This window comes from Lentzea sp. NPDC006480, assembly GCF_040611995.1.
GTDB lineage: Bacteria > Actinomycetota > Actinomycetes > Mycobacteriales > Pseudonocardiaceae > Lentzea.
In genome coordinates, this window is sequence record NZ_JBEXPJ010000015.1 from 75,060 (window position 1) to 95,221 (window position 20,162).

Annotated in this window: 17 protein-coding genes and 3 pseudogenes; 8 read left to right on the top strand and 12 right to left on the bottom strand. The window is 68.3% G+C overall.

The genetic code is table 11. The annotated features are described in order from the left end of the window. Positions 1-30 precede the first annotated feature (30 nt). The 3 genes and pseudogenes from rnhA to ABZX92_RS09145 form a co-directional block, all read right to left on the bottom strand. Positions 31-459 (bottom strand): annotated as a pseudogene (gene rnhA / locus ABZX92_RS09135) (ribonuclease HI); the annotation flags it as partial. An 11-nt stretch (positions 460-470) separates the two neighbouring features. After that, on the bottom strand, positions 471-854 hold the full coding sequence (locus ABZX92_RS09140; RefSeq protein WP_355555658.1) for a DUF1801 domain-containing protein: 384 nt from the start codon (positions 852-854) through the stop codon (positions 471-473). A gap of 4 nt (positions 855-858) precedes the next feature. After that, on the bottom strand, positions 859-1,449 hold the full coding sequence (locus ABZX92_RS09145) for a TetR/AcrR family transcriptional regulator (RefSeq protein WP_355555659.1): 591 nt from the start codon (positions 1,447-1,449) through the stop codon (positions 859-861). A gap of 62 nt (positions 1,450-1,511) precedes the next feature. Between ABZX92_RS09145 and ABZX92_RS09150 the strand changes: the two genes are divergently transcribed. Next, positions 1,512-2,054, top strand: a complete 543-nt coding sequence (locus ABZX92_RS09150; RefSeq protein ID WP_355555661.1) for an NADPH-dependent FMN reductase — start codon at positions 1,512-1,514, stop codon at positions 2,052-2,054. Positions 2,055-2,123: 69 nt separating this feature from the next. Here ABZX92_RS09150 and ABZX92_RS09155 read toward each other — a convergent pair whose 3' ends face one another. Continuing rightward, entirely contained in the window at positions 2,124-2,675 is a 552-nt protein-coding gene (locus ABZX92_RS09155; RefSeq protein WP_355555693.1) for an amidase family protein, read from the bottom strand. Then, positions 2,655-3,077: pseudogene (locus ABZX92_RS09160) on the bottom strand (amidase family protein); the annotation flags it as partial. The gene ABZX92_RS09155 and the pseudogene ABZX92_RS09160, both read right to left, overlap by 21 nt. A gap of 10 nt (positions 3,078-3,087) precedes the next feature. Between ABZX92_RS09160 and ABZX92_RS09165 the strand changes: the two are divergent. Both ABZX92_RS09165 and ABZX92_RS09170 read left to right on the top strand, forming a co-directional pair. Further along, the gene (locus ABZX92_RS09165) at positions 3,088-3,669 is read left to right on the top strand and encodes a hypothetical protein (RefSeq protein WP_355555663.1); all 582 of its coding nucleotides are present in this window, start codon (positions 3,088-3,090) and stop codon (positions 3,667-3,669) included. 37 nt (positions 3,670-3,706) lie between these two features. Then, positions 3,707-4,975 (top strand): hypothetical protein, encoded by a 1,269-nt coding sequence (locus ABZX92_RS09170; RefSeq protein WP_355555665.1) that lies wholly within the window; start codon positions 3,707-3,709, stop codon positions 4,973-4,975. On the opposite strand, the gene ABZX92_RS09175 is transcribed toward ABZX92_RS09170, so the two are convergent. After that, on the bottom strand, positions 4,976-5,632 hold the full coding sequence (locus ABZX92_RS09175; protein ID WP_355555667.1) for a hypothetical protein: 657 nt from the start codon (positions 5,630-5,632) through the stop codon (positions 4,976-4,978). Positions 5,633-5,898: 266 nt separating this feature from the next. Further along, complete coding sequence (locus tag ABZX92_RS09180; RefSeq protein ID WP_355555669.1) at positions 5,899-6,576, bottom strand: MBL fold metallo-hydrolase; 678 nt, start codon at positions 6,574-6,576, stop codon at positions 5,899-5,901. A 138-nt stretch (positions 6,577-6,714) separates the two neighbouring features. Between ABZX92_RS09180 and ABZX92_RS09185 the strand changes: the two are divergent. Beyond that, positions 6,715-7,674: pseudogene (locus ABZX92_RS09185) on the top strand (acyltransferase); the annotation flags it as partial. Positions 7,675-7,721: 47 nt separating this feature from the next. Here ABZX92_RS09185 and ABZX92_RS09190 read toward each other — a convergent pair. Further along, on the bottom strand, positions 7,722-8,474 hold the full coding sequence (locus ABZX92_RS09190) for a maleylpyruvate isomerase family mycothiol-dependent enzyme (protein ID WP_355555671.1): 753 nt from the start codon (positions 8,472-8,474) through the stop codon (positions 7,722-7,724). Between the two features lie 225 nt (positions 8,475-8,699). Between ABZX92_RS09190 and uvrA the strand changes: the two genes are divergently transcribed. Together uvrA and ABZX92_RS09200 are read left to right on the top strand one after the other, a co-directional pair. Beyond that, on the top strand, positions 8,700-11,579 hold the full coding sequence (gene uvrA / locus ABZX92_RS09195) for an excinuclease ABC subunit UvrA (RefSeq protein ID WP_355555673.1): 2,880 nt from the start codon (positions 8,700-8,702) through the stop codon (positions 11,577-11,579). Between the two features lie 537 nt (positions 11,580-12,116). Beyond that, positions 12,117-12,578 (top strand): SRPBCC family protein, encoded by a 462-nt coding sequence (locus tag ABZX92_RS09200; RefSeq protein ID WP_355555675.1) that lies wholly within the window; start codon positions 12,117-12,119, stop codon positions 12,576-12,578. Between the two features lie 100 nt (positions 12,579-12,678). Here ABZX92_RS09200 and ABZX92_RS09205 read toward each other — a convergent pair whose 3' ends face one another. The 3 genes from ABZX92_RS09205 to ABZX92_RS09215 are packed head-to-tail and all read right to left on the bottom strand — an operon-like array spanning position 12,679 to position 15,646. Further along, complete coding sequence (locus tag ABZX92_RS09205) at positions 12,679-13,863, bottom strand: hypothetical protein (RefSeq protein ID WP_355555677.1); 1,185 nt, start codon at positions 13,861-13,863, stop codon at positions 12,679-12,681. Beyond that, the gene (locus tag ABZX92_RS09210; protein ID WP_355555679.1) at positions 13,860-15,008 is read right to left on the bottom strand and encodes a VWA domain-containing protein; all 1,149 of its coding nucleotides are present in this window, start codon (positions 15,006-15,008) and stop codon (positions 13,860-13,862) included. Before ABZX92_RS09210 ends, ABZX92_RS09205 begins: the two co-directional genes overlap by 4 nt. A 35-nt stretch (positions 15,009-15,043) precedes the next feature. Next, the gene (locus ABZX92_RS09215; protein ID WP_355555681.1) at positions 15,044-15,646 is read right to left on the bottom strand and encodes a TetR family transcriptional regulator; all 603 of its coding nucleotides are present in this window, start codon (positions 15,644-15,646) and stop codon (positions 15,044-15,046) included. A 76-nt stretch (positions 15,647-15,722) separates the two neighbouring features. Here ABZX92_RS09215 and ABZX92_RS09220 point away from each other — a divergent pair, with 76 nt between their 5' ends. Further along, positions 15,723-16,904 carry an NAD(P)/FAD-dependent oxidoreductase gene (locus tag ABZX92_RS09220; RefSeq protein WP_355555683.1) on the top strand — a complete coding sequence of 394 codons (1,182 nt, stop codon included), beginning with the start codon at positions 15,723-15,725 and terminating at the stop codon, positions 16,902-16,904. A gap of 72 nt (positions 16,905-16,976) precedes the next feature. Continuing rightward, entirely contained in the window at positions 16,977-18,128 is a 1,152-nt protein-coding gene (locus ABZX92_RS09225) for a hypothetical protein (protein ID WP_355555685.1), read from the top strand. Positions 18,129-18,177: 49 nt separating this feature from the next. Here the strand turns inward: ABZX92_RS09225 and ABZX92_RS09230 are convergent. Beyond that, a partial coding sequence (locus ABZX92_RS09230) for an alpha-galactosidase (RefSeq protein ID WP_355555687.1) occupies positions 18,178-20,162 on the bottom strand: 1,985 nt, incomplete at its 5' end.

Here is a 20,162-nt window from a genome sequence, read left to right on the forward strand (position 1 = left end):
TGCTTGGGGCTGCTTGACTTCCCGCCCCGTCACCTCCTCCACACCGCGCACGGCCAGCCGGTCAGCGCGCTCGTTCTCCGGGTGGCCCGCATGGCCCTTGACCCAGTGCCACTCCACCTCGTGCCGGTTGGCGGCCTCTTCCAGGCGGCGCCACAGGTCGGCGTTCTTGACGGGCTCACGGGCCTTCGTGAGCCAGCCGTTCGCCTTCCAGCCGTGGACCCACGAGGTGATGCCGTTCCGGACATAAGTGCTGTCCGTGTAGAGGTTCACCGTGGACGTTCGGGTGAGGCTCTCCAGCGCCATGATGGGCGCCATCAGTTCCATGCGGTTGTTCGTCGTCGGGCCGATGTCACCGCCGTACATGTCCTTCTCATGCTCGCCGTAGCGCAGCACCGCACCCCAGCCGCCTGGACCGGGATTGGGGCTGCAGGCGCCGTCGGTGTAGATCTCGACCTCCATGCGTCATGAGGCTACCGACGGGGTCTGACACTGTTCCGGCGGCGGTTGTTCGCGACGATGTGGCGGAACATCTCGACCAGCGCGGGCGCGTTGATCGGCTGGTCGCGGTACACGGAGATCATGCGCGCGGTCTTGTTGCCGTGGCCGCTCGTGATGATGTTCTGCGGGTCCGGCACGATCGCCTTGTCGTAGAGCATCACGTTCACGTGGTCCTTGGTGCCCAGCAACGCGCAGATGTTGCCGTCCAGCACGAAGTACGGCCGGTTCGTGCGCTTGATCGTCTCCTCGACGTCCGGGTCGGCCTCGTGGACGAGCCTGCGGACCTCGCGGCAGATGTCCTGCTGCCACTCGGGCAGCCCGGCGATGTAGTCGTCAACGCGCGCGTCGGTGTGCATAGCCCTATGTCGCAGCCGTTCGCCGGTTTTCGACATCGTGCCCGTGGAGGAAGACCTTCACGCCCGCTGCGATGTCGTCGTCGTCCGGACGTGAACCTCTGACGGCGGGATCGCCTGTCAGCGTGAGCAGCAACAGGTGCACCGCGGCTCGTTCCGGGTCCTGAAAGCCGAGTTTGTGGAGCTCGTCCGCGAGTGCGCGCCTGACCTTGCGCGGCCCCGTGTCCAGCCACGCCTCGATCGCCTCGGCGGGAATGTGGGTCAGCTCGGCGTTGATCTGCCGGACCAGCGCGAAGTGCTCGGCGTGGCCAAGCTGTGCGCCCATGGCCTTGCCGAACGCGACGAGGTCCTGCTCCAGGTCCGTGATCTTGTGGAAGTGTCGCTCGATCAGGTCGATCTGGTCCTGCGCCGCCTCGTCCGCGCTGGCCTGGATGACGTGGCGGAAGAGATCGGCCTTGTCCGCGAAGTGGTTGTAGAGCGTGCGCGTCGAGACCTCGGCCTCCTTCGCGATGCCGTCGATGCTCGCCCGCGAGTAGCCGTCCCTGGCGAACACGCTCAACGCCCCGCGCAGGATCGCCTGCCGCTTGTCCGGTCGCATGGCCTCGATCATAGTACAACGCTCGTTGCATTAAGTACCACGAGCGTTGTACTTTGGTTGCCATGCGAATCGCAGTGATCTTGGGGAGCACACGTCCGGGCCGTCGTTCCGAGGCAGTGGCGCAGTGGGTCGTGAACGTCGCCAACGCGCGCACGGACGCGTCGTTCGAACTCGTCGACCTTGCGGAGGTCGGGTTGCCGCTGCTGGACGAACCGGTGCCGGCGATCTTCGGCGAGTACGCCCACGCACACACACGCGCTTGGGCAGCTCGCATCGCTCAGTACGACGGCTTCGTGTTCGTGACGCCCGAGTACAACCACTCGTTCTCGGCGGCGCTGAAGAACGCCCTGGACTACCTGTACGCGGAGTGGAACGACAAGGCGGCGGGCTTCGTGGGCCTCGGCGGCAACGGCGGCCTGCGCGCGGTCGAGCAGCTGCGGCTGGTGCTGGCGGAGCTGAAGGTGGCGACAGTGCGCACCCAGGTGGCGTTGGGGCGCGGCGAGCTGCAGGAAGGGCTGCGGCAGGACGAACAGCTCAACGCGATGCTCGACGAACTGGTGGCGTGGGCGTCGGCGTTGCGGTCTCTGCGGGCTGTCGCCGCCTAGTTCAGCCGGTCCGGCTCGCTGCGGATCGGCGGGATGACCTCGATGACCGTTCGGCGCGTACCACGAGGTTCATGGCGGCCAGGGTGCGACCTCCACCGCGCTGGAGGTCAACACCGCGCGGGCGGCGGCGATCAGGTCCGCTTCCCGGCCGTGCCGCGCGATGGCCTGCAGTCCGACCGGCAGGCCTTCGGAGTCGAAGCCTGCCGGGATGCTGATCGCCGGATGTCCGCTCAGGTTGAACGCCCAGGTCAGCGACGTGTTGATGCGCGAGCCCGGTCCGTCGTGGCCGTGCGGCGGGCCGGGTGTGGTCGGGGTGAGCAGCAGGTCGGTGCTCTCGAAGAGCTTGTCCAGCAACAGGTTGGGGCCGCAGCGCCCAGCGAACCAGTCCTCGGCCGGATCCGGCAGCACCAGGTCAACGGGCTGCGGTCGCAACGCGGAGGCAGCGCGCCAGGCGATCTCGGCTTGTTCGGCGTCCACGGCGGCAAAGCCGAGGTCCGTGGACCAGACAGCGGTGGGAGAGCTGACCTCCGAGGTGCCCGTGTAGATCGCGAGCAGCTCGGGGTCGCGGGTGAAGACTCCGACCGCGGCGCGTTCCGACGACGTGGTCTTGAGGCCGAGCACACCGCACCACGCGGCCGGGATGCGGATCGAGCCCGCGCCGTCGACGCCCGTCGCGAGCGGGACCACTCCGGCCGCGACCGCCACCGCGGATCCGGCGGACGAACCGCCGGGCGTGCGGTCGAGATTCCACGGGTTGCGTGTGAGGCCGCGAGAGTTGCGGCCCCACGTCTGCCAGGGAGTGCTGCCGTCGGGCGTGGTGGTCAATCCGATCGGTACGCAACCGAGAGTTATCAACGCTTCCCGGTGGCTCCGGCGCTCACCTCGCTTCACGGCGATGGGCATGCCGGCCAGCGGCAGTGATGGGTTGACCGGTGCGAAGGAGCTGTAGACCTCGTGGAAAGCGCAGAGCACGGGTTCCACCCGCTCCAGCCGGGCCAAGGCTTCAGGGACCACGTCCGGCATGATCCAGCACGTGAAATGGACCCGCGCTGTGCACCACCTGGCCGAGCTCGCCGAGAAGTGCGGTGAGCTGCCGACGACCTTCTTCCGTTTCCAGGTGGTCGGGCTGTGGGTGTTCGGCGAGCTGCTGGACGTGCCGAAGGACCTGGAGACCATCGAGGTCGCGCTGGTGACGGACCTGCCGGTGGACGAGGTGCCGTGGTGCACCGAGCCGGTCGGCGCGGAGCACTGGGCCAACTCGACGCGGTTGTCGCGCAACCCGTTCAGCGCGCAGTGGCGGTCCAAGGACGCGCCGGTGTGGAACCACCGGATCGAGCGGCCGGCGCTGATCTGGAGCGCGGAAGACGGAATCAACGAGGAAGCGCTCGTGGCGGTCGGAGACGGCACGGCCGAGCTGGTCAGGATCCCCGCGCCGTCGCCGGAGGAGCTGCGGAAGCGGGTCGAGGACGAGCTGGCGGTGAGCTTGAAGGCGTTGCGCGCGGCCAACCAGGACTACACCGACCACCGGTGGAGCCCCGGCAAGCTCACGCCGTACTCGGACGCGTTGTGGCGCACCACCACCGGATATCTCGACCTGCTGGATGTGGTCAACTGACCCGTCTCGGCCCGGCTGCTGGGCTACGTTCCGCGCTGTGCGGAACACTCTCGGCTGGCTCTGGGGTCCGGTCGCGCTGGCCTTGCTCGCCCTGTTCGTCGTCAGCGACTACGACCTGTTGTCGACCAACAGCACGTATTCCGGGCTCGGCAAGTACGACGTCGCGAGGTTCGGGTTCCCGGCGCTGGCGGTGATCGTCGGCGTGTGGCTCACCAGGCACTGGCAGTGGCTGCTCGTTGCGGGCGCGCTCGGCGTGCTCGTCAGGGTGATCGAGGCACAGGCGCACTTCGCGATGTACCGGCCGGGCGCCTCGGGCATCATCGCGTCCATCGGAGTCGCCGGGACGGTGCTGATCGTCATCGGTGCACTCTCAGCCGCCCAGGACGCCGCGCTGGCCGCGTTGGTCATCGGGGCGCAGGTGCTGGCCACGCTGTTCCGGGGGCTCGACTGGCTGGACAACCTGGCGTTCCACCCCGCAGGCCTCGACCTCGCCCTCGCCGTGCTCGCGTTGGCCGGCGGTGTGCTGGCGGTCTACGGCGTGCGCACGGGCACGACAGCGCAGCCCGAACCGATGTCCCGGCGTGCGGCCGTGGTGGGCACGGCGGCGGCGTTCCTGCCGATCGTGCTGGAGGCGGCCGGCAACCTGATCACGTTGCCCCGGCTGCTTGCCACGGTCGTCGCGGGAGCGGTACTGGTGCTGTGCACCGCTGGACTGACCCTCGCATTGGGCAGGAGCGCGCTTCTCACGACGGCGACGGCGGGCTTCGTGCTGTTCGCCGTCGCGGCGCCGGTCAACCTCGGCATGTACTTCGCGGGAGGCCAGCTCACGACGTACGGATCGGCCGCGGTGATCGGGCTGGGCTTCGGCGTCCTCGCCGCGCGTCTGGGCCAGTCGGCGGTCGTGGCCGCCGCGGCCTGCGCGTTGCTCGCGATCGTGATGTGGACTTCCGTGGAGGTCACCGGCCACTACGAGGACATGGTCCAGGGTGGCCTGGGATCGCTGATCATCGCGCTGGCGGTGGCCGCGGTGACGTCGTCCGCCGCCACCGCGGCCACCGAGGCCATCGACCTGCGCGCGCTCCCCGTCGTCGCCGGTCCGCTGCTGCTCGCCTTCGCGCTGGGCTTTCGCGCGGTCGTTCAGCTCTTCCTCGCCTACGACAAGATCCCCTACCAGATGCCGGAGAGGGACTACATCCCGCTCTGGACGGCGCTGGCCGGCATCGCCGCGCTGGTGCTCACGGCACTCGTCCTGGTCGGCCGCCTGAAGGAACGCCCACCAGCCGCGAGCGCGCCGCTATCTCGCTGATCAAGGACGCGGCAGGACCACCGCGATGTTGGCCACGTCTTTCAACAGCGTCGTGGTCGCCTGGCCCTGCACCGCTTCGGACTCCGCGATGACGACCATGGATCCGTTGGACCGGGACGCGTAGTGCCGGCCGGTGAACTTGATCCCGCCCAGCTGCAGCGCCTCGGTGGCGAAAGGCGTCACGTCGCCGGTTCCGTAGGTGTCTTCCAGCCTCTTCAACTCACCGGCCTCGCCGGCTGAGGGCATCTTGACCCACATCACCGACACGGCGATGACGTTGCCCTGCGCGTCACCGAGCGCGAACAGCATCTGGTCGAGGGAGTCGCACGGGGTCCGCAGGAAGAACTGCTGAACTTGGCCGTACGACTGCACGGCGCAGCGGAGGTCGTGCTTGACGGTGTCCTTGATCTCCCGCAGCGCCTTGCGCTGCCAAGTCTTGGCGCGATCTCTCTTGCGCGGGTTGTCCTCGTTGCGCGACTTGGCATTCTGCTCCGCGGCCGAATCGAGCGCGGCGCCGACCGACTCGGTGGCGGTACCACCACCCGCGGCGGTCAGCAGACCGGCCACGACGGCGCCTGCGACGACCGTGCCGGCCGCCTTGCCCTTCGGCGTGATCGGATATCGCGTGCCGTCGGGGCGGGTACGGAACTCCGGCACATCGCACTCCTCTGACTCGATGCGAGAGGTGCCCGGCATCCTGTTCCCGACAGGCATCGGCCCGTGACGTTATGGGCGGGAACCACCCGGATGAACCAAAGCGGGCCGGAGCACGGTGTGCTTCACAGCCCAGAGGTCCCGGCGACTACCGGGATGAAGGCCGGCACGTCCGGGGCCGGCAGTCCGTACTCGTCGAGCAGCGCCGACTCGGGCAGGAAAACGCACTGCGGCGGGTCACCAGCCGCAGTGCGTTGCTCCGCGGGGACTCACCAGCCGCGGGCGCGCCACTCCGCGAGCGACGGGCGTTCCTTGCCCAGCGTCGAGTCGTCGCCGTGGCCCGGGTAGAACCAGGTGTCGTCGGGCAGCACGGCGAAGACGCGGTCCTCGACGTCGTTGATCAGCGAGGCGAAGTTGTCCGCCGACGTGGTCTTTCCCACACCCCCCGGAAAGAGTGAATCTCCGGTGAAGAGGTGCGGGTGGCCGTTCGGGTCGTCGTAGACCACGGCGATGGAGCCCGGTGTGTGGCCGCGCAGGTGGATGATCGAGAGAGGGACTTCTCCCACGTTGATGGTGTCGCCGTGGTCCACCAGGACGTCTGGCGGGACCGGGAGGACGGCGGCGTCCAGTTCGTGCGCGACGGTGTTCGAGCCGTGGGCGCCGGCCAGGGCGCCGAGTGCCTGCCAGTGATCGGCGTGCTGGTGCGTTGTCACGATCGTGCGCAGGCGTGGCCTTGAGGGAATGTGGCCGAACAGGTCGGACAGGCGCTCGTAGTCGTTGGCCGCGTCGATGAGCAGCGCCTCGTTCGTGGACCGGCAAACGAGCAGGTAGGCGTTGTTGTCCATCGGTCCGACGGAGATCTTCGTGATGGTCAGCGCGTCGAGCGTCCTGGTGCTGGCGGGGCCGCCTGGATCGACGTGACCGGTGTAGTTCTCGAGTACGTCCACGGTGGCAGACGGTAGTCGCTCGATGCGGCGGGACGCACACCTTCAGGTTGCATACAGGTCTCACTCATAGGGTAAGTAAGGATCAAGTTTGGACCCCCGAGTACGCCGAAAGCACCAACGAACAGGTCCCTACCTCTCGTGATTCCAGCACAACGACAGAAGCCCCGGACGGACCGCAAGGTCAGCTGGGACGTCCTCCGTGTCGTCGCGATCGGCTGTGTGTTGTTCCACCACGGCACGGTCACGAGCCTCGTCGACCACCCGTACCTGAACCCGATGCCGTTCACCTTCGACATGTCGATGGGTGCGAGCACGTTGATGGTGCTGTCGGCCTTCTTCGCCTGCTCCACGCTGAGCCACGGCAGGCCGGGGCGGTTCCTGTGGAGAAGACTCGCGCGGTTGCTGCCGGTCTACTTCGTCGCTGTCCTGCTCTCGTTCGCCGTGCAGCGGTGGGTCGCGCCGGCGGGGTGGACCCAGCTGACCGCCGGCGATCTCGTCTACAACCTGCTGCTGATCAGGCCGTGGTTCCCGGACGTGCACATCGTCGACTTCGCGTACTGGACGATTCCGGTGCAGGTCAGTGCGTTCATCGCGGGCGCGGTGCTGGTGCGGTACGTGCGCGGCAGGGCGGTGCTGGTCTTTCCGTGGGTGCTCATCGTGACGCCGTTGGTGCTGCGCGAGCTGATCGACTACTCCAGCACGCTGGACCTCGCCTACAACGCGACGTCGGTCCACCGCGGGCAGCTCTTCGCCGCAGGAATTGCCATCTGGCTGTGGTCGAAACATCGCATGGGCACGCCGCACCTCGTCGCGGTGCTCGCCGCCACCCTGGTGGCGCAGGCGATCCACACGGAGGAGTACGGAGCCACAGCTGGGTTCGGAGTTTTCCTGCTCCTGGTGTGCGCGGCGGCCGGCGGACCCGATTGGGTGTTCTTCAAGCCGATCCGGCGACCCGTCACGTGGCTCGCCGGCATCTCCTACGGCATCTACCTGGTGCACCAGGCGATCGGGACCGTGGTGATGGACCGCATGCACGCCGTTGGGCTGCGGTCCTGGGCGCTGCTCGCCGTGTTCATCACCTCGGCGGTGCTGTTCGGCTGGCTGCTGACGAAGTTCGTCGAACGGCCCGCCTACCGGTTGCTCACTCAGATCCAGTCGGGCAGGGCCGGCAGCTCACCGCGCAGGCCGGTGCCGTCGGTCCTGCCGGTCAGCCAGCCCAGGACGGCGCTGGCGGACCCGCTGACCGAGCTGCGGCTCGCCGGGCCGCTGACCGTCCAGCTGCGCTGAGTGCCGTCCGGCAGGCCGACCTCGATGCTGAACGGGTCGACCCTGCCCTCGAACTGCTTCACGGCGTCGTCGAGGAACTCCTCCACGAAGTCCGCGGGCAGGTCCTCGAAGCCGACGCCGTGGTTCAGGTCGATGAGGTGGATCCACACCTCGCGCAGCCGGAACAGCGGCACCTGCGACGCCGGGATCGAGGCGCCCTTGGGTGCCGTGACCTCCGAACGCCACGAGTGCGCCGGCATCTCCCGGCACGCGTTCTCGAAACGGACGCACGCGGAGTCCAGGTCGGCCTTGATCACCTGCAGGATGCGGCGCGCACCCTCCTCGATGTCGGCGTCGCGATCCGCCCGCGACGCGTAAGCCTGGTGCTCGACCCCGGTTCGCGCCCAGGTGAGCAGGTTCACCAGCGCGTCCGCGTTGCGCGCGAGGTGGGTGATGACGTGTCCGCGGGTCCAGCCGGGGAGCAGGCTCTGACCGCGGATCGCGGCCTGGTCCAGCTCCTCGACGACCTCGTACAGCACGTCCGTCGCCTGCCGCACCGCGTTGATGTGCCGGTCGGGCACCCCGCGCGGTGCGGGTACGGAGGTGTGCTGCGTGGACGGCGTGTAGGTCATGTGCTGCCTCTCCCCGACGTTGAGGCTTGAGATCGAAGTGACCAGCCTATGAGTAAATGCAGCTCAGGGGAATGCAACCGTGGTCGGATCCGTTTTTGTCAGGGGTCGGCCCTAGCATGGTTCGCGGGTCGGTCGCAGCCTCCGAAACGATGCTAGTACGCTTCGAACGCTTGTTCGGAAGAGTGTGGCGTGAGTGACCCGCCTACAGCAGCCGAAGGGACCCCAGTGGCAGACCGTCTTGTCGTTCGCGGCGCCCGCGAGCACAACCTGCGCGGCGTGGATATCGACCTGCCGCGGGACAGCCTCATCGTCTTCACGGGGCTGTCCGGCTCCGGCAAGTCGAGCCTCGCGTTCGACACGATCTTCGCCGAGGGCCAGCGCCGCTACGTCGAGTCGCTCTCGGCGTACGCGCGCCAGTTCCTCGGTCAGATGGACAAACCCGACGTCGACTTCATCGAGGGCCTGTCGCCCGCGGTGTCGATCGACCAGAAGTCGACCAGCCGCAACCCGCGGTCGACCGTCGGCACCATCACCGAGGTCTACGACTACCTGCGCCTGCTCTACGCGCGCGCCGGCAAGCCGCACTGCCCGCAGTGCGGTGAGCCGATCGGCAAGCAGACGCCGCAGGAGATCGTCGACCAGGTGCTCGCGATGGAGCAGGGCACCAAGTTCCAGGTGCTCGCGCCCGTCATCCGCGGCCGCAAGGGCGAGTACCTCGACCTCTTCCAGAACCTCCAGTCGCAGGGTTACTCCCGCGCGAAGGTCGACGGGGTCGTGTACGCGCTGGGCGAGGTGCCGAAGCTCAAGAAGCAGGAGAAGCACCACATCGCGGTCGTCATCGACCGGCTGAGCGTCAAGGCCTCGTCCAAGCAGCGCCTCACCGACTCGGTCGAGACGGCGCTGCGGCTCGCGGACGGCCTGGTGGAGCTGGAGTTCGTCGATCTGCCGGAGACCGATCCGAAGCGGATCCGCGGCTTCTCCGAGAACCTGGCCTGTCCCAACGGCCACCCGCTCGCGATCGAGGACCTGGAGCCGCGGTCGTTCTCCTTCAACTCGCCGTACGGCGCGTGCGTGGTCTGCACGGGCATCGGTGTGCGCAAGGAGGTCGACCCGGAGCTCGTGGTGCCGGACGACGAGATGACGCTCGAAGAGGGCGCCATCGCGCCGTGGGCCGGCGGGCAGACCGCCGAGTACTTCCTGCGCCTGCTGCAGTCGCTCGGCGAGACCATCGGCTTCCGCATGGACCAGCAGTGGCGGCTGCTGCCCGCCAAGGTGCAGAAGGCGATCCTGCACGGCATCGACGAGCAGGTGCACGTCCGGTACAAGAACCGCTACGGCCGCGAGCGCTCCTACTACGCCAACTACGAGGGCGTGATCCCGTTCCTCGAACGGCGTCAGGAGCAGACCGAGTCCGAGTACATGCGGGAGAAGTACGAGGGCTACATGCGCGAGGTCCCGTGCCCCGCGTGTGCCGGCACGCGCCTCAAGCCCGAGATCCTCGCGGTCACGCTGCACCACGGCAAAAAGGGCGACAAGTCCATCGCCGAGGTCTGCAACATGAGCGTCGCGGAGTGCTCCGACTTCCTCGACGGACTGAAGCTCGGCAAGCGCGAGTCGATGATCGCGGGCGCGGTGCTCAAGGAGATCCAGGCCCGCCTGCACTTCCTGCTCGACGTGGGTCTCGACTACCTGTCGCTCGACCGCGCGTCCGGCACGCTGTCCGGCGGCGAGGCGCAGCGGATCCGGCTCGCCACGCAGATCGGCTCCGGCTTGGTCGGCGTGCTGTACGTGCTGGACGAGCCGTCGATCGGCCTGCACCAGCGCGACAACCACAGGTTGATCGAGACGCTGACGAGGCTGCGCGACCTCGGCAACACGCTGATCGTCGTCGAGCACGACGAGGACACGATCCGCACGTCGGACTGGGTCGTCGACATCGGCCCCGGCGCGGGTGAGCACGGCGGCAAGGTCGTGCACAGCGGCCCGTACAAGAAGCTGCTGACGAACAAGGAGTCGATCACCGGCGCGTACCTGTCTGGCCGCAAGTCGATCCCGATGCCCGCCAAGCGCCGCAAGGTCGACAAGAAGCGCCAGCTGACCGTCGTCGGCGCCCGCGAGCACAACCTGCGCGGCATCGACGTGTCGTTCCCGCTCGGCACGCTGACCTCGGTCACGGGTGTGTCCGGCTCCGGCAAGTCGACGCTGGTCAACGACATCCTCGCGACCGTGCTGGCGAACAAGCTCAACGGCGCGCGCCAGGTGCCCGGCCGCCACACCCGCATCAACGGCCTGAACGAGGTCGACAAGCTGGTGCGGGTCGACCAGTCGCCGATCGGCCGCACGCCGCGGTCGAACCCGGCCACCTACACCGGTGTGTTCGACCACGTCCGCAAGCTGTTCGCGGCGACGACCGAGGCGAAGGTCCGCGGCTACCAGCCCGGCCGCTTCTCGTTCAACGTCAAGGGCGGCCGCTGCGAGGCGTGCGCGGGCGACGGCACCATCAAGATCGAGATGAACTTCCTCCCGGACGTCTATGTGCCTTGCGAGGTGTGCAAGGGCGCGCGGTACAACCGAGAGACCCTCGAGGTGCACTACAAGGGCAAGACGATCTCCGAGATCCTCGACATGCCGATCGAGGAAGCCGCGACGTTCTTCGAGCCGATCAACGCCATCTACCGCCACCTGAAGACGCTGGTCGAGGTCGGTCTCGGCTACGTGCGGCTGGGCCAGCCCGCGCCGACGCTCTCCGGCGGTGAGGCGCAGCGCGTGAAGCTCGCCTCGGAGCTGCAGAAGCGCTCGACCGGCAAGACCGTCTACATCCTCGACGAGCCCACCACGGGCCTGCACTTCGAGGACATCCGCAAGCTGCTGGGCGTCATCAACGGCCTGGTGGACAAGGGCAACACGGTCATCGTCATCGAGCACAACCTCGACGTCATCAAGACCTCGGACTGGATCGTCGACATGGGCCCGGAAGGCGGCTCCGGCGGCGGCATGGTCGTCGCGGAGGGCACGCCCGAGCAGGTCGCCGAGGTCGAGAAGAGCTACACGGGCCAGTTCCTGCTGCAGGTGCTTGAGAACGAACAGGTCTCCGCAGCGGGGTGATGGGGCGGGTCGCCGCAGCCAGGCCGCGCAGTACCGCGCGGTCTGGAACCGAGGTGACGGAAGCGGGTGGCCACCTGCGTCCGCGTGGCGTGGTGCCGTACACCAGCGAGGTCCTCGCTCGGCTGCGCGTGTCCGAACCGGGCGGCGGTCGTGGCCAGGGTGGCCGGTGCTTGAGGTGACTGGCCTCGGCGTGTGTCCGGTCGCGGTCGAGTCAGGCCGCGTGGTGCGGCGCGATCTGGAACTGAGTGGCGGAGGCGGGCGCCCGCGTGGCGTGGTGCCGTCCACCGGTGAGGTCCGGCCGCCAGATCGGGCAACATCGTGCCGGTCGGAAACCGATGTGGCCGAAGTGGACGGACGCAGGGTCTGCTCGTCCGGCTCCCCAGGGTTTTAACTTGGAGTTCGCCGGTGCCTCTCGACCGGCCTAATGAGACGCTCGCACGCGTGAGGCCGCATGACAGGCCGTGAGGAATTCCCGGTCCACTGTGACTTTTGTCGAGGACCTGTCACCTGAACGAGCTATCCGGGATGATGTCGCCCGTGTCACTCAACCGCTACCGGTTCCGCAGCACGTGGCACGTCTGCGCGTCTCCGGCAGCCGTGTACGAGGTGCTGTCCGACATCGCGAACTACCCGTTGTGGTGGCGCGAGGTGAGGTCGGCGACCAAGATCGACGACGAGTCGGGGGTGCTGCGGTGCCGGTCGTTCCTGCCGTTCGACATCGTCGTGCAGGTGCGGCACAGCATCGCGAACCAGCAGGCCGGGCTGTTGCGGGCGCAGCTGACCGGTGATCTCGAGGGCTTCGCCAGCTGGGAGATCATCGGCCGCGACGGGGGGACGGACCTGGTGTTCGACCAGGAGGTCGTGGTCAACAAGGCCCTGTTGCGCCGGCTCGTGCTGATCGCAAAGCCGTTCTTCCGCGGCAACCACGACCTGATGATGCGTGGCGGCCTCAAGGGCCTGAAGCAGGCCCTCGCCGACCGCGCGGCCAGCGAGTCCTAGTGGCGCGTCTCGGAACGCTGGCGAGGTGATCCACGCTCAGCAGGGCACCTCGCGGCAGACCGCGAATTCCCCCTGCAACGTTCCGAGCCACACCACCAGCTCACTGGTAGTCGCCGAGCTGTACGACCGAGTGGTCCGTGGTGCGCACGCATTTCTGCGGGACCTGTGAGTGCGCGTAGCCGTCCTCGTACGGCCACGAGCAGGACCACTCGCCGGATGTCCAGAACAGACCTTGGCCCTGGGCCTGCCCTGCCTGGATCGCTGCCGTGTAGCGGTCCGCGATGTCGAGGGCCGCGGTACAACCGATTCCGCCCAGGTCGATCACCTTGTCCGGGGTGCCCCGGCAGTCGACCGGCTCGACCTGGCACGTGAAGTTCCACGCCTTCCACACGTCCTTCGGCACGTCGCCACAGGGCAGGTCGGTGCCCGAGATGACGTAGTGCCACGCGTCGTCTCGGTACTCGAAGACGGTGATCAGGTCGTCGGACAGCTTGGGCTCCGTGTTCGCCAGCGCGAGCACGTACCGGTCCTGCTGGCATTTCACGTCGAAGTACCGCGCGGTCCCCACCTCGTGCGCCGCCGCGAGCGTCTCCGGGGTGGCCGAGTCGCACGGCGAGGTCTTGATGTTCTTCGCCACCAGGTCGGCGGGGACGGAGACCTCCTTCATCGTGGTCACGAGCTCGTCGGAGGTCCTGGTGAGGCGCGGCTGCTGAGCGTTGGCCGCGGTCGCGATCTCCGTCAACGTTTTGGCCTGCGACGGGGTCAGCCGGTGGCCTACGAACCGGAAGTCGATCTGCACGCCGGCCCGCGAGCTGTGTTCCTTGATGAGCGCGCGGATCTCGTCGGCGCTCTTGCCGCACGCGTCGGCGGCGCCGCGTGCGATCACCACCACGTGGTTCGTCTTCGAGCCGCGGAACGGGTAGGTGTGCGCGAAGTCGTCGATCGCCGCGAGGATTCCGCTGAGCAGCGTCGCCTTGCCGCTCGGGGTGATCGATCGGGCAGCGTCGCCGATCTTGGCGGCCTGTCCGGTGCCGGGGGAGACCAGCTCCGAGGTGTTCGCGGACGAGCACGAGCCGCCGAACCGGCGCAGTGCCAGCGAGTCGTCGGCGGACATGTTCGAAGCTGCGGCACCGACCGCGTCCGCCACCTCGCGGAAGTCCGCGGACTCGGAGGCGTCGACGAGGAACGTCGTGCGGTGATCAGGCGGCAGGAACACCCACAGACCACCGGCGACCAGCCCCAGCGCCACGACCACCGCGCCCGCCACCAGCAACCAGCGTTTCACCGCGTTCCCCCCAGGCCTTTCCCGCGCAGCTGTGTCAGCCGCTCTGTCATCAGCGCCGCCTCGTCGTTGTAAGCCTTGGCGGCCTTGGTGTAGACGGCGAGCGGCTCCGCCAGGTTCCGTCCCGAACGAGCTTCGCGAGCCAGCACGTCAGCTGCCTTGATCACCTCCTCCTGCAGTCTCCGCAGGGAAATCGCCTTGTCCCGCACGTCGACCGCCTCGACCGACGCGGTGCGGCCGTCGAGGTCCTTGATCTCCACGTCGACCACGGCATCGCGAGCTTCGGTCAAAGCCGCGTCGGCAAGATCGAAACGGCCGCTCCTCACCGCGTCCGTGGCCGCGTTGAGCTTGTCGACGGTCGGGTTCAGCGCGTTGACGACCGACTGCGCCGACCGCAGCACCGGCTCGACGGTGGTGAACCAGTCGAGCCACTTCCGCAGATCCTCCGGCGAGTCCGCGAAGGCCGGCTCCTGCGTCTGCAGTTGCGTGGTCAGCTTCTTGAGCGGCTCGTGGTCGGGAGTCCGGTAGCCGATGAACCGGAACTCGATCGTCAGCCCGGCGGCCGCCACCCGGTCGCGGATCTGCTTCTGCACGAACTCGTCGTCGGAGTCGCACGCGTCCTTGCCGTGCCTGGTCACCACGATGATCCTGTTGACCTGCTTGGCTTTCAGCGAGTACCACGGCGTGAAGTCGTCGACCGCCTCGACGATTCCGCGCTGCAGCGTGGCTTTCGCACCCTGGCGGACCGACCGAGCGGCTGCGGCGATCTCCTCGCGGTTGCCGGTGCCGAACCCGACGAGCTGCGTCGTGTTGTCGTCGGAGCCGCACTCGCCGCCGAAACTGCGCAGTGACTGGGAATCACGCGAGCCGGAGTTGCCGACGACCGTGGTCAGCGCCTCGGTGACGCTCGCCAGGTCACCCTCGGCAGCGTCGATCAGGAACGTCGTCTTGTAGGCGGGCGCCAGCACCGGGACCACGACCCAGGTCCACGCGGCACCACCGGCGGCGACCAGCGCGACGACGAGCAGGACGAGCAACGGCCGGCGCCGGCGCTTCGACAGCTTCTGGTGGGCCGAGCTGATCGCGGCGGACGCCGACGGCGACAGCCCGTCTGCCGCCGTGGACGCCGAAAGCCTGATCTCGTCCATCACCGAGCAGGGTAACGAGTTCGGTGCGAAAGAAGTCAGGATCGGCCGGAGAGGTGGCGCACCAGCAACGCCAGCTGGTCCGCGTACTTCTCGGCGAACTCGGGTGTGGCCGGGTTTTCCCCGGTGAGCTGACGCGCGGTCTGCTCCAGCGTCAGCGGTGCCGCGGCCGCCGCCATCAGAACGAGCAGCAGCAGGCTCGGGTCCAGGTCCGCGGGGATCTCGCCGGACTGCTGGCGGGTCCGGAAGAACTCGACCTGTCCCCGGAGGAACTCCGCGTCGACGGTCGGGGTGTCGCCGGACAGGTTGGCCCACGCCCACAGGCGGCCCTGGTCGCGGTTGTGCGCCGTCGTCATCACGAAGGCCTTGATCACCTCGGCCAGCGGCTGCTCGGTGCTCGCCATCGTGGTGCCCTCGGTGTGCCAGGCGGTGGCCAGTTCCTTGTACAGGCCCTCTTTGCCGCCGAAGTAGTACGAGATCAGCTGCTTGTTCACGCCCGCGCGCGCCGCGATGTCCGTCGTGCGCGTCGCCGCGTAGCCCTTCGCCCCGAACTCCGCCGCGGCCGCCTCCAGGATGCGGGCCCGCGTGCGTTCCGGGTCGCGCTTGCGTTCCGAAGAGCTGGGAGAGCGGCGTTGATCCACCGCCACACGGTAGCCGACGACGTCAGTTTCAACCAACGGGTTGACTTAATCAACCAAGCGGTTGAAACTCGGCGGCATGAGAATCCCGAAGCGAGTGGCTGTGGTTGGCGGGGGAATCGGCGGGCTGTGCCTGGCGCACGGGTTGCGCAAGGCCGGCGTGGACGTGGCGGTGTACGAGCGCGACCTCTCGCGCACGGACCGCCTGCAGGGATATCGGGTGCACATCAACCCGCACGGCGCCGCGGCGCTGCGGGAATGCCTGCCCGCGGCGAGCTGGGCACGGTTCGAGCGCAGTGCCGGGGGCGGCGGCAACGGGTTCGGCTTCCTGACCGAACAGCTCAAACCGTTGCTGGTGCTCGATCCCGAGGAGGAGCAGCACTACTCGGCGAGCCGGATCACGCTGCGGCAGGTGCTGCTCGACGGGCTGGACGTGCGGTTCGGCAAGCGGTTCGAGCGCTACTCCGACAACGGCACCACGTTGCACTTCGAGGACGGCACCACGGCGACGTGCGACGTGCTGGTCGGGGCGGACGGGATCCGGTCGCGGGTGCGCCGGCAGTACCTGCCGCACGCCGGCACCGAGGACGTCGGCGTCACGGCGATCGCGGGGAAGCTGTTCCTCGACGACGCCGGCTGGGTGCCGCCGGAGCTGATCGTCCGCGCCAACTCGATCATTCCGACCGGGCGGGCCGGGATGTTCCTGGCCGCGCACGACGGGCTGGGCGAGACGGACGCGGAAGGCCTGCTGTTCGACAACGTGCGGCCGTACCTGATGTGGGCGTACGCGGCCGCGGACCTGACCGTCCACGATGGACTGGATCTGCGCCGCGAGGTGCTGGCGCGGATCGCCAGGTGGAGCCCGGAGCTCTGCCGGATCGTGGCGGCCTCGCCCGTGGACACGATCAGCGAGTGGCGGATCCGGTCGTCGAAGCCGATCGAACGGTGGCAGCCGACGAACGTCACGCTGCTCGGCGACGCCATCCACGCGATGACGCCGATGCGGGGGATCGGGGCGAACATCGCGCTGCGGGACGCCCAGCTGCTCGCGCGGTGCATCGCGGAAGGCGGTGACTCGATCGCCAGGTACGAGCGCGAGATGTACGACTACGGGTTCGCGGCGGTCCGCGACTCGCTGAGGGCGGCCAAGCAGTTCGCCGACGGCGGCCCGGTGGCGCGGACGATCTTCAAGACCGTGCTGCGGACCGCGAGCGCCGTGCCTGCCCTCAAACGAGCGATGTTCGCTGGTCAGGGCGACTGAGAAAAAAGATTGAACCGATCTGGCGTGGCTTGCGTGTGAGTGGCGTTGGAGGCACTAGCCAGGAGGTTCGAGATGATCCGCAAGGGCGTTGCGGTCGTCGTGTTGGGGTTGGTCTCACTCACGGCCTGCGCGAGCACGCCGGAGAGCAAGCCGGTGGCGCAGCAGCAGGAAACCGTTGTGGCGCTGAAGACCGCGGAGATCGACGACCTCGGGCCGGTGGTCACCGATGTCAAGGGGTTCACGCTCTACCGGTTCGACAACGACAAGCCGAACGAGTCCACTTGCGATGGTGAGTGCGCCGCGAGCTGGCCTCCCGCAACGGTTCCCGACGAGAACTTCTCGGTCGAGGGCGTCGACAAGGCGCTGGTCGGCAGCATCGTCCGCAAGGACGGGTCCAGGCAGCTGACCGTCGACGGCATGCCGCAGTACCGGTTCGCCAAGGACGAGAAGCCGGGCGAGACCAAGGGACAGGGGCTGCAGGGCAAGTGGTTCGCCACCGGCAAGGGCGGCGAACGCACCAGGCTGGCCGCGCGCACCGGCGTGATCGCGGGCCTCGGCGCGGTGCTGACCAACGACGCCGGTCTCACCTTCTACCGGTTCGACGGCGACAAGCCCGGTGAGTCCACTTGCGACGGAAAGTGCGCCGAGTCGTTCCCGGCCGTCACCGTGGAGGGCGAGCCGCGGGTGAAGGGCGTCGACCCGAAGCTGCTGGGGACGATCACGCGCAAGGACGGCACGAAGCAGCTCACGGTCGCGAACTGGCCGCAGTACACCTTCAAGAACGACACGAAACCCGGTGAGGCCAAGGGTGTGACGGTGCCGCAGTGGTTCGCCACGGCCACCGACGGCAAGAAAGCCCAGCAGAACAAGGCGATCGAGCTCACCAGTGCGACCGTGAAGGACCTCGGCGTCGTCGCCACCGACAAGGACGGCATGACGCTCTACCGGTTCGACAACGACTCCGCGACGCCGCCGAAGAGCAACTGCTCGGGCGACTGCGCGGTGCAATGGCCTCCCGCTTACGTCAGCGAGGGTTTCCAGGTGCAGGGCGTGGATCCCTCACTCGTGGGGACGATCGAGCGGGATGGGAAGGAACAGCTCACCATCGCCGGACATCCGCAGTACCTCTTCTCAGGTGACAAGGTCTGCGGTGATGCCAACGGCCAGGGGGTTGGCGGGAAGTGGTGGGCAACCAAGGCCGACGGAAGTCGCGCCGGCCAGTAGAAGAGGGAGAAGCCCCGGCGGATTCGGGTCCGCCGGGGCCTCTTCGCGTCTAACGCAGGCGCAGCAACACGGCCTGTTCCGGTTCCAGGACTGGGAGTTGGATCCCGACGTCAGCGAGTGCCGAGCCGGGCAACGAGACCGGTTCCCACGTTCCTTCCCGCCCGATCAGCTTCGGCAGACCGGCGGGCGCGTCGAACGACAGCCGGTACGTACGCGTGCGGTCGAGGCCCGGGAAGCGCACCCTGGCCGGCCTGTGCTGCACCGAAGTCGCGATCTGCGCGTAGCAGAACAGCGCCTCGGACTGGTCGGCGGCGACCACACCGTGCACCCACGCGGCCGGGTCCGGGTGGTCGGAGTGCACCGAGACACCGGTGTGCACCAGGGATCGCACGTCCTTGTAGTACTCGATCGCCGCCTGGAGGCCCGCGCGTTCGTCGTCGGTCGCCGAGTTGATGTCCCACTCGATGCCGAAGTGCCCGAACATCGCCGTCGCCACCCGGAACGACAGGTCGTGCACCCGGCCGGTGGTGTGCGAGTGGGTCGGGCCGACGTGGGCGCCCATCAGCTCCGGCGGCAGGAACACGCCGGTCCAGCGCTGGATCAGCTGGCGTTCCAGGGCGTCGTTGCAGTCGGAGGTCCACACGCGGTCGGTGCGCGAGAGCACGCCGAGGTCGATCCGGGAACCGCCGGACGAGCAGCTCTCGATCTCCACGTGCGGGTGCCGCAGGCGCAGTTCGTCGAGCAGCCGGTAGAACGCGACGGTCTGGTCGTGCACCCGTGAACCGATCAGGTCGCGGTTGTGGTCCCACTTCACGAACGCGATGTCGTTGTCGGACAACACGGACGAGACGCGGTCGAGGATGTACGCGTAGGCCTCGGGATGCGCGATGTTCAGCACCTGCTGGTTGCGCCACGACGGCGGCAGCACACCGGGACGAGGGCCGAGCACCCAGTCCGGGTGAGCGCGGTAGAGGTCCGAGTCGGTGTTGATCATCTCGGGTTCGAACCACAACCCGAACTCCATGCCCAGCGAGCGCACGTGCTTGATCAGCGGGGTGAGGCCGTCGGGCCACACCGTCTCGTCCACGTACCAGTCGCCGAGGCCGGCGCTGTCGTCGCGGCGGTGGCGGAACCAGCCGTCGTCGAGCACGAACCGCTCGACGCCCATGGCCGCGGCGGTGTCGGCGAGCGACGTCAGCCGCGCGAGGTCGTGGTCGAAGTAGACGGCTTCCCACGTGTTGAGCACGACGGGGCGGGGGCGCAGCGAACGCTCGCGCAGCTGACGGTGGAAAGCCGCGCTGATGCCGTCGATGCCCTCCGAGGAGTAGGCCGCGTACAGCCACGGCGACTCGTACGTCTCGCCGGGCGCCAGGACGATCTCGCCGGGCAGCAACAGCTCTCCGCCGCCCAGCGCGGGCGTCGAGTCGGGGAAGTTCTCCGCGTAAGTGACGTGGTTGCCGCTCCACGCGACGTGCAGCGCCCACACCTCACCGGAGCGGAACGAGAACCCCGGCGTCCCGGCGAGCAGCCCGATGGTCGCGTCGGGCCCGGTGCGACCACGTCGGTTCTCCCGCACCCAGGTGCCGTAGTTGAACGCGTGCCGCTGCGGTGAGCGTTCGCGCGCCCATCGGCCGGTGAAGTCGAGCAGTTCGGTGGCGTGAGCGGGCGCTGGAAGCGCAGTCTCCAGTCCCTCCAACGCATACGGCGTCGAGCCGTCGTTGCGAACGGTGTGCCGCAGCCGGAGCATCCCGGACGACGCCAGTTCCAGCACGCCGGTCACCGTCAGTTCGGCAGCCGAATCCTCTGCCGTGTAACGGAAGACCGAGTTCTCGGCCGAGTACGACGTCACCGTCAGCGCGGGCGCGAAGTGCTCGCCGCCGCGGTGCCCGCGCAGGCCGGGACGGCCGGAGTGCCCCGCGCCCGCGTCCGGTAGCAGCGCGAGCTTGACCACGTGGTCGGGTGAGCTGTTGGGGATGGTGCCGGTCACCACGTCGGCCAGGGGGCGCGCAACCCGGCGTCCGTTGTGGACGAAGG